The organism is Coleofasciculus sp. E2-BRE-01 (assembly GCF_040221695.1).
Lineage (GTDB): Bacteria > Cyanobacteriota > Cyanobacteriia > Cyanobacteriales > Coleofasciculaceae > Coleofasciculus.
On the sequence record NZ_JAVKEA010000054.1, the window covers coordinates 1 to 8,908 of the forward strand.

At 46.1% G+C, this 8,908-nt stretch carries 7 protein-coding genes and 1 pseudogene; 4 read left to right on the top strand and 4 right to left on the bottom strand.

Annotated features, from left to right (window positions below; translation table 11 throughout):
- The first annotated feature begins 552 nt into the window (after nucleotides 1–552).
- Nucleotides 553–1,347, top strand: a complete 795-nt coding sequence (locus tag RIG66_RS06160) for a COP23 domain-containing protein (RefSeq protein ID WP_446376206.1) — start codon at nucleotides 553–555, stop codon at nucleotides 1,345–1,347.
- On the opposite strand, the gene RIG66_RS06165 is transcribed toward RIG66_RS06160, so the two are convergent.
- Nucleotides 1,324–2,163 carry an alpha/beta fold hydrolase gene (locus RIG66_RS06165; protein WP_446376208.1) on the bottom strand — a complete coding sequence of 280 codons (840 nt, stop codon included), beginning with the start codon at nucleotides 2,161–2,163 and terminating at the stop codon, nucleotides 1,324–1,326. The genes RIG66_RS06160 and RIG66_RS06165 overlap by 24 nt on opposite strands.
- A gap of 1,252 nt (nucleotides 2,164–3,415) precedes the next feature.
- On the opposite strand from RIG66_RS06165, the gene RIG66_RS06170 reads away from it, so the two are divergent.
- The 3 genes from RIG66_RS06170 to RIG66_RS06180 all read left to right on the top strand — a co-directional run bounded on the left by RIG66_RS06170 (nucleotide 3,416) and on the right by RIG66_RS06180 (nucleotide 5,475).
- Nucleotides 3,416–4,033 carry a LabA-like NYN domain-containing protein gene (locus RIG66_RS06170; protein ID WP_446354357.1) on the top strand — a complete coding sequence of 206 codons (618 nt, stop codon included), beginning with the start codon at nucleotides 3,416–3,418 and terminating at the stop codon, nucleotides 4,031–4,033.
- A gap of 142 nt (nucleotides 4,034–4,175) precedes the next feature.
- Nucleotides 4,176–5,354: an LPS export ABC transporter periplasmic protein LptC gene (gene lptC / locus RIG66_RS06175; RefSeq protein WP_446376210.1), complete on the top strand. Its 1,179-nt coding sequence runs from the start codon at nucleotides 4,176–4,178 to the stop codon at nucleotides 5,352–5,354.
- Entirely contained in the window at nucleotides 5,344–5,475 is a 132-nt protein-coding gene (locus RIG66_RS06180; protein WP_446376212.1) for a hypothetical protein, read from the top strand. Before lptC ends, RIG66_RS06180 begins: the two co-directional genes overlap by 11 nt.
- Nucleotides 5,476–5,499: 24 nt before the next feature.
- Here the strand turns inward: RIG66_RS06180 and RIG66_RS06185 are convergent, their stop codons facing one another.
- From RIG66_RS06185 to RIG66_RS06195, 3 genes and pseudogenes are all read right to left on the bottom strand, one after another.
- On the bottom strand, nucleotides 5,500–7,461 hold the full coding sequence (locus RIG66_RS06185; protein WP_446376214.1) for a TolC family protein: 1,962 nt from the start codon (nucleotides 7,459–7,461) through the stop codon (nucleotides 5,500–5,502).
- A gap of 218 nt (nucleotides 7,462–7,679) precedes the next feature.
- Entirely contained in the window at nucleotides 7,680–8,321 is a 642-nt protein-coding gene (locus tag RIG66_RS06190; RefSeq protein ID WP_446376216.1) for a TetR/AcrR family transcriptional regulator, read from the bottom strand.
- A 355-nt stretch (nucleotides 8,322–8,676) separates the two neighbouring features.
- A pseudogene (locus RIG66_RS06195) lies at nucleotides 8,677–8,908 on the bottom strand (IS1634 family transposase); the annotation flags it as partial.

Genomic DNA, 8,908 nt, shown 5'->3' on the forward strand with positions numbered 1-8,908 from the left:
GCGAGTTCGTTATCGACAAGAAAAGGAGGTCAACCCGATTGGATTACTGCACACCGATTCACCGTAAGGATGGTTATAGCTATGCATTTTGATTAGGTTTGCGTAGATGTCTATAGAGATTTGGTTACAGTTCTTTACCCCTGCCAAAAAACCAAAACTGCCTCACTGTCCAGCTTTCCGCGATTTTTTAGACGTTCGGCTAGCGCTCAGACTTCGGCGAGCTGCCGCCCTACTTACAATCGCTGAAACCTTTATTTAGCGTGGGTTTCAACCTATCTCTTGTCTATTGTCAAAATAGCGCGTTGGCGGAGCCTGTTCCGAAGAAACGTATCGCGCTATTTTGGCATGCTGGGAAGATGGGGAAGATGGGGAAGCAAATAACCAATGACGTAGCTTGCTGCTCAAGGGAGCGAGTATGACGAATGACAAATGACAAATGACGAATGACGAATGACGAATGACAAATGACAGTGAAGTATTCAGGGAACCTCTTATCGTACTGCTATGGTCTTAACCTCATAAGTAGTCGATTATCCACAACGTATCCAGATCATGAAACCCTCTTCCCGATTCCCTGTTCCCTCGACTAAGATGACCCGCCATTTAATATCAGAGGGGGTGTCTTTGGGGTTAAGAACCACGGGCTGGTCAGCAAGTTTAGCCGTTGTCCTCGCTAGTACGAATGTTTTAGCCGTCAACCCTGTCAACCAAAACCTCCCCGTTCAAAATCAGCTTCAGCGTGATGCTACCGTTGCTCAGAATAACACTGATGACCCTCGATTCACCTGCCAATTCTTTGAGGGGGAATACATGGTGATGTATCACCCCGAAAGTCAACCTGAGCAAGCTTATGCGTGGGCGACTCCTAGTTTGATGGGTGGAGGTTGGACTCCAGAACGCCGCTGTAATGAAATTAGCCGCCGTTTGGAGTTTTATCGACCGGATGGGTTATTGGAAATGCGGACAGCGACGGAAAATAATTACAACATTATTTGTGTCACCACGCAGAAGAACCCAGACTGTCAAATCGTCCTGACTGTACCGCCGGGTCAAGATCCTCAACTTACTCGCGATCGCGTGTTTGAAAATTTGACGGTTGCTGATAGTGGTCAATCGACGGATGCTGTTACCACTTTTATTGAAGATGATAAGGGTTCAGATGTGCTGAATCAGTTGTTAAATGAGGGGTTATCGGTTTTGGGAATTGGTCAACCGTCTAGACCCAGTTCGGAAGTGATTAACTTGCGACCTTTTCTTGATCCGGCTGATGGGGGAACAGGAACTCAATTGCGCCAGGGAACACCTGTACACTCAACTCCTCGCCTAAACCCCGATAATTTCCGATAAATCAGATTCAAGTTCGGGCTGAGGAACACTGAGATCTAAGAAGTTTTGGTGGTTTAAAATCTCGAATAGGTTGACATCTGTTTCCAGTAAACAGGCATGACCTGACTTCGGCAGCACCGACATTGTAGCGTTTGGCAGATAGTTGACTAAGGATTTGGCTTCGGCTAACGAACACCACAAGCGATCCGCAGCGCTGGCGAGAATGAGGACGGGTTGAGTCAACGGTTCAAGTGCTGCTGGATCAACCTTAAAATTCCTCAGCATGGATACTCGCCAATGCATCGTTTTTGCGGGTAAAGACCGCATCGCCTCTAAGAGGGCGCGGCGATTACTGGGAATCATCCGATTGAGGGATGATAAGACGGGTAACAATGTCAAAGTAGATAGGTGATAAACATTATCGGGTAATACGCCTAACCATTGTGATCCCCACAGTAGCCAAGAGGGTTGACTCACTGATGTGGCTGGATTACATAAAATGATTCGGTGCAACAGATGGGGGGCGGTGAGGGCGACCTTTAGGGCTAAACAGCCACCAAAAGACTCGCCACACAGATAAACGCTTTGGCTGCGTCGTTGGCTGAGTTCTGTGGCAATTAAGCTAGCCACCTGATTGGCTAAATCTTGCCAGTTACTCAAATAGTGGGGAGGAATGACCAAACACCGAACATCAAACGCTGCGGCTAAGTTGGGTATCTGCGATCGCAAGAGCTGACCGGTTCCATCCATCCCCGGTAAATAGACGAACAAGGGATAATCCGGATTTGGCGATCGCGGTGTCAGAAAATAAGGATGACTTTTTAGCTCTGGCATCATTGACTTTAGGTAGCCTTCGCTTATACTAGACAATTTCCCCCCTAGGGGCTTTCTCGGCTAAAGCTGAGATCTGTATCGATTAGTCTTGACACAACCCTTAGGGATAGTTATTTAATCTTTCTTTACAATAAGCGGTAATACGGCTGACTGGCAAATAGTCTGAAAGTGGGGATGATTGAAATGCTGGGAAATATGGGAACAATTAGGGAGCTGGCGCAGCTTATCGCAGTAGTCTTAGCCCCTATTCAACAACAGGAGTTGACAAAATCGCTATTATATGGATAGACGGCAAATTACCAAGACTTACCTCTGCTACTGCCTTGACTTAATCTCAGTTCCGTTGACCTGTCACTCAACCTAGAGAAGAGCTTGAACTCTCCTAAATTTAACGAAATAATTCTTTATATTGAGAAATAACTCCTTTTTTTTAGTTAGTTCAAGCATTTTTCAACAAAATTTAGTAAAGTTTGTTAATATTTTGTAGTATTTAATACTTTTTTTGGGCAAAATGCTAAATAAAGCCAACTGTATATACCATGACAACCAAGTAAGGGAGGGTGTTTTTGTAAACAATCGATGACTTCTAATCGGACTCAAAGAAACACATTGACCGTTAAAAGCAACGTAGCCCACAAACTCAGGGACTTCCTGTGCCGAAGCCTAGGTAAGAGGAGTCCCGATTACCAAGAGGCTAGGGTAGAGAGTATCCACAAATACAGGAGGACAGATCATGGTCTAGAATCTATCCAGCAACGGTTAAGCGATCGCATGGCTAATATGGAGACTGTCCTCGCCTTGAGGCAAGTAGCCAAAACCATCATTTGGGGAATTAATTCCCTTAACTCATTTAACCAATTCCTTGTCAAACAAGAGTTTGGCAGTTCGTCCAAGATACGGAAACACTACCCTAACTGTGCAGGTCTTGTACAGTATCGGGGAATCAGTTAGACTAACAGCTTGTCTACTCGTGCTGACTATTCCCAATAAACATCGATATCTACCAAAAACCTGGCAATCCCAGTGACTTTAACCAAAAAACTCTCATTTAAGATCATGCAACATAAGTCATTCCTCGGCATTGGGGAACGTTAGCGAATCATCGCTAAAGGACATCCCCACTTGTTTTTGGGCGATGGAAGCCTAATAGTGTTCCGTCGTTTTCAGCCAAAATCACACTTACGGCTGACTAAACGAGAAGATGGTTGGGAAGGAGGCATCTATTTCTTGCATAAAAAACTGAGGCATAAAAATCATGTTGAATAATTTTAGTACCGATCCCATTTTTACACCTGAACAAGTTTTAGAAAATCGCGGTCGAGTTGCCATATTCATTGATGGCTCGAATCTGTTTTATGCAGCTTTGCAATTAGGCATTGAAATCGATTACACGAAACTGTTGGTTCGTTTAACGGCTGGTTCACGATTGCTGCGATCCTTCTTTTACACCGGGGTTGATCGCACCAATGAAAAGCAGCAAGGGTTTTTGCTGTGGATGCGCCGTAATGGATACCGGGTGATTGCTAAGGATTTAGTGCAGTTACCCGATGGCTCGAAAAAAGCCAATCTAGATGTGGAAATAGCTGTCGATATGATGGCATTAGTGGGATCTTATGATACTGCCATTCTCGTCAGTGGTGATGGTGATCTAGCTTATGCGGTAGATGCCGTCAGTTATCGAGGAGTGCGGGTTGAGGTGGTTAGTTTACGTTCGATGACTAGCGATAGTCTGATTAATGTCGCGGATCGGTATATTGATCTGGATCAGATTCAAGAAAGTATCCGCAAATCCCCACGACAAAACTATACCTATCGTCCGTTATCCGGTATTGGTATGATGGATGATCCCGGAGATCCTTCCATGGGTCATTAAGCTGTTCGTCATGGAAACGTTATTGTCAATAATGGCAATGTCGAAATTCTGGTAATGCGAGCCAGAAAGCTCGCTACGAATACCCGAATTTGAATTCATGAGTTATGAGTCATTAGTCCTGAGTTTTTAGCGATAAGGACTAATGACTCATCATCAAAATTTCACGAAGCTAGCTCCAATGATTTTGAGTTGGAAACGATGTTTTGCGGTGAGCCTCTGTCTATTGGCTTATGCTCCACTCTTCGGCTGTCAGACTGACAGTCAAACGGTCAAGAAAATTCAACAAGATACAGAGTCTACCGATATTGAAGGATCTCTTGTATTCAACAATGTCACCTTGGAGCAAGCTGATGAACAAGGTCGTCCTTTATGGCGGGTAAAAGCTAACCAAGCAACCTATACTAAAGACAAAAAAATCGCTAAAGTTGAACAGCCCATCGGTGATTTATTTCAGGATGGAAAGGTTATTTTAAAAGTATCAGCCAAGAGTGGGGAAGTTCGGGAAGATGGGAAACAAATCTTTCTGCGAGGAGATATTACGGCTACTGATACCCGCAATGGCGCGGTTTTCAAGGGTGAGGAATTGGAGTGGTTACCCCAGGATGAGTTGTTAGTGGTACGCCGAAACTTAGAGGGACGCCATCCTGAACAAATCGAGGTCACGGCTAATGAAGGACAGTATTTAACCCGCCAAGAGCAAATGGAACTGAAAGGCTCGGTTCAGGCAATCTCGAAAGATCCCAATGTGCAACTGAAAACAGAGCAGTTACTTTGGCAAATCAAAGGGCAAAAGTTAATTGGGGATCAACGGACTCAAACGGAACGGTACAAGGATAACACTGTGACCGATCGCGTAGTCGCTAACCAGACGGACTATAACCTAAAAACCAAAATCGCGATCCTGAAAAAAGATGTTCAGCTTACATCTATTGATCCCCCAGTTTTAATCTCCAGCAATGAGGCAATCTGGGATGTCAAGGCGGAAACAGTCCGCTCAAATCAGCCTGTTCAGATTGTCCATCAGGGCGAGAAGGTGGTGATTACAGCGAATCAGGGACAGGTAGATTTAGAGAGCGAAGTCGCCAATTTAAAGGGGGGTGTCCAAGGTGTGGGTAGTCGCAATCAAGCCGAACTCTACGCCAATCAGGTTAGGTGGGACATTCCCACTCAGAATATGCAGGCGTCGGGGAATGTGATTTATAAACAAGTTGATCCCCCCTTTAATGTCACTGGAGCCACCGCCGTAGGTAAATTACAGGATCAGAGCATGATCGTCAGGAGTGGATCGAGCGATCGCGTCGTCACCGAAATTGTCCCCTAGAGATGGGGAAGCAGGGGAAGCAGGGGAAGCAGGGGAAGATGGGGGAGATGAGGGAGATGGGGGAGATGAGGAAGTTAACTCAAAACTCTACCTTACCTGTTCCCTGTTCCCTAACAAATGACAAATGACGAATGACAAATGACGACTAAGGCACATTAAAGAGAATACTATTGGGCAAATTACTAATAGCACGTTGCAGGGTGGCTAGCGCTCGGTTGTAGTCTAGTATTGCTGTCAATAGGTTGACTCTGGAACGAGTTAATGCTGTTTGCTGATTAATTACATCGGTTTGAGTACCAACCCCAGCGCCAAATCGTAACCGTGCCAATCGTAAGCTTTCTTGTGCCTGTTCTAGGGCAAAAGATGCCGTTTGAATATTCTCCTGGCTAGCTGTTAGCTCGAAAAAGGCTTGTTCGACCTGGAAGCGGATTTGGTCTCGCTCATTGGCAAAATTAGATTCCGCGATCGCCACATCCGCTTCGGCTTGTCTAGCTCTGGCTTTCGCGGCTCCCCCATCAAAGAAATTCCACTGGAGCCGCGCTCCTAACGTTAAGCCATCGGTCGGACCATCACTATCATCCAACTGGGTGGAAATATTATATTGGGCAAACAGATTCACCTGGGGTTTATTGTCCGCTAGAGCAATGCGCCGTTGTTGTTCATTAATATTGCGTTGTGCCAGTTGCTGTTCCAACTCTGCCCGGTTTTTCAACGCTAAAATAATGCTTTCTTCTAAGGAAAGTTCCCAGTCTCCTGCCACATTTATGGGATCAGCCGCAGAAATTCCCACCTGCTGATCCAAACTCAACAATTGTGCAATTTGGCGGCGGGCAATGCGTTGCTGACTAATCGCGTCCGTTAATGCTTGATTATTATTAGCAAGTTCCACCTGCGCCTGCAACACTTCAAATCGAGTTCCTAAGCCAGCTTGTTCGAGTAACTGGGCATCCCGCAGACTACGAGCCGCATCATTAACCGCCGCTTGGCTAATTTCGACTTGGGCATCTGCCTGTTGCAAATCGTAGTAAGTCCTCGTGACATTTAATCGTAAATCTGCCAGGATGCTTTCTACACCTAGTTGCTGGAAGCGTACCTGTTGTTCGGCGGCTTGAATGGCTGCTGGACGACGCCCAGCCGTATAAGCGGCATAATTTAATTCCAGTCTGGTATCAAAACTTGTCGATGTGATGGTCCGATTCGTCTGACCCAGTAGCTCTTGTAAAAAACCTTGCTGACCTCCTGTTTCTGACTCAGTGCGGATAAATTCGGCAATGGCGCTAATCGATGGAAACTCGGCAGCTAGGGCTTCTTGCAGCGCAAAATCCGCTCGTTCTAACTGAAGTCTAGCAATTTGTAACTCTTGATTGTTACGTCGTGCCAATTCTATTGCCTGTTCTAGGGTAATTGGCTGAGTCGTTTGCACTTGGACTTCTTCAACTTCGGTGGGAAACAGCAATGGATTGGCACTGGGATTGAGCAATTCTGATATTGGTAGATCAGGAGTGGTAGGGGGTATCGGCACAGAGTCCAAATCGGGTGTGAGAAAGTCGGGTGCAGGGGTTTCGGGTTCCTCTAGGGTGGGAAGAGATGGAATGGATTCCGGGGATGGAACAATCGAATCGTCTGGCTCTTGGGTAACGAGTTGGTTGGAGTCTGGAGCCAGTTCTGTGGGATTAGCGGAATGTTCAGTCTCAGAGGTTACGGGTTCACTCAAAGAGTTCAGGGGATCACGTCGTTCAGCGTGAGTTGGTTCCTCTGTCATGTTCCGGGGGGAATGAAGCCCTTGCTCCCTTGCGATCGCGTCTAAGCTTGTACTGAGGACATCAGGATCAATCCCTTCTGCCATCTGCATGGTTGGTGAGCCTGTCGAACCACTGCCCTCTGCCTTTCTTCGGTCATCGTCTGCATCAATGAATACATTCTCCTCAATCGATGGGGGAGCAACCGTTGTCAATCCTCTCTGTGTCACCCCATCATAGTGATGAGTCGGGGCTTGACGTTGAAAGTTAAGCGGCGACGGTAAATCTTGAGAGGCGCTTGGTTTTGTATAGATCAGAGCGATCGCAGTCCCCACACCTAGAGCTACAAAATCACGAAACGTTGGCATAAGTTTAAATTTGGGTCTTTAGTCTAAAAAAAATTATTTTGCTTACATTGAGTAGAGTCACCATAGGCAGAATAATCGCTTATCTGTGAGGTTGGCAAACTGGGTCAAGATTAGAGTATCTCAATCAAGCTTGACACAAGCAGTCAGCAGCATCTAGTGCATCCTGCCAAAAATAACTAACCAGCTCCCCCAGCTCCCAGACGTAGCATGCTACGTCTTTACATGGCTCCCCCAGCCGTTAATAGCTGAATTAGACCATTGACCATGCGATCGCGTTCTAAGGGTAAAATGTCATGACCCTGCATGATGTTTTGCACGATCAGGTAATGAACCAGAGAACCTGTAAAAATCCGGGCGGCGACGACGGGATCGGATAATTTGAGTTGGGGTTGGGAGGCTAGGTATAAGGACAGCCGTTCCATGAGGGGTTTGATAATTTCGCGTACATGGGTTTGAGCCAACTCCGGAAACCGCTCAGACTCACCGATGATTAACCGCATCAAGGTTAACAGCGCTGGATTGTTAGCAAACTCTTCGAGTACCGCCGTTGCCATTTGACGCAGAACCTGCTCAGGAGGCGTTTGCAAGTCCGGCTCAGTGGGCAAACTCAGAATGAGCTGACTGTTGTTTTGGGTGAGTTGGTGGATCAAGGCGACAAATAATCCCTGTTTATCTTGAAAGTAGCTATACAGCGTGGGTTTGGACACTCCTGCTGCTGATGCAATCCGATCCATGCTAGCCGCTGTGTATCCATGCTTGGTAAACACTTGCAAGGCACCTGCCAATATTGCTTGGGCTTTATCGGGTTTTTCTTTGTTGGATGAGTTGGATGACTGGGATGGAGTGGAACGATTCACCATTTGATTAAGTTTTGGGTTTTGAATGTGTAGGGGCGAGTTTTACGATTATCCTTTTTTTCACTGACCCAGATGCGACTAAACCCGCCCCGAAGTGTTAGAGTTTTCACCCTTCCCTTAGCTCTGGGGGAACCTGCTGAGGATGGAAAGGACAAGTCGCCCGATTTATGTTTCTTATTTTACTAAACCGTGTAGTTGACATTACTAAACCGTTTAGTAAAATATAAGCAGATACAGATAACGCTTTTCTCTGATCGGAGAACGCCCATGAGCTTAGACCTGTTAAAACTGAAGTTCCCCTTTGACAAATCGCTACACCGTATGCCTATCTTGGCTTAGGGCGATTTGGCTTTGGGCGTCACTGGGTACAAATCAGGCTGACGCCCAATAAATCTAAAGCCTTCCTTTGTACAGGAGTCGGTTCTGTTACCTTGTCAAAGTCGAAATGAACACCTGGGATATTAGACTGAATACGATTGTTAACAATCGTTCCTAAATCAGCCAACAGGGTTTGAAAGCTATGCACAGGTAAATTATCGGCAGTCCGCTTCCTTTTAGCTTTAGAAGAAGCTGAATCGCTCCGAACTGAG

What these genes read in the sequence shown, in the direction of transcription:
- RIG66_RS06165 (WP_446376208.1), bottom strand. Translation starts at nt 2,163, where the DNA reads ATGATGCCAGAGCTAAAAAGTCATCCTTATTTTCTGACACCGCGATCG.
- RIG66_RS06185 (WP_446376214.1), bottom strand. Translation starts at nt 7,461, where the DNA reads ATGCCAACGTTTCGTGATTTTGTAGCTCTAGGTGTGGGGACTGCGATC.
- lptC (WP_446376210.1), top strand. Translation starts at nt 4,176, where the DNA reads ATGACTCATCATCAAAATTTCACGAAGCTAGCTCCAATGATTTTGAGT.
- RIG66_RS06190 (WP_446376216.1), bottom strand. Translation starts at nt 8,321, where the DNA reads ATGGTGAATCGTTCCACTCCATCCCAGTCATCCAACTCATCCAACAAA.
- RIG66_RS06170 (WP_446354357.1), top strand. Translation starts at nt 3,416, where the DNA reads ATGTTGAATAATTTTAGTACCGATCCCATTTTTACACCTGAACAAGTT.
- RIG66_RS06160 (WP_446376206.1), top strand. Translation starts at nt 553, where the DNA reads ATGAAACCCTCTTCCCGATTCCCTGTTCCCTCGACTAAGATGACCCGC.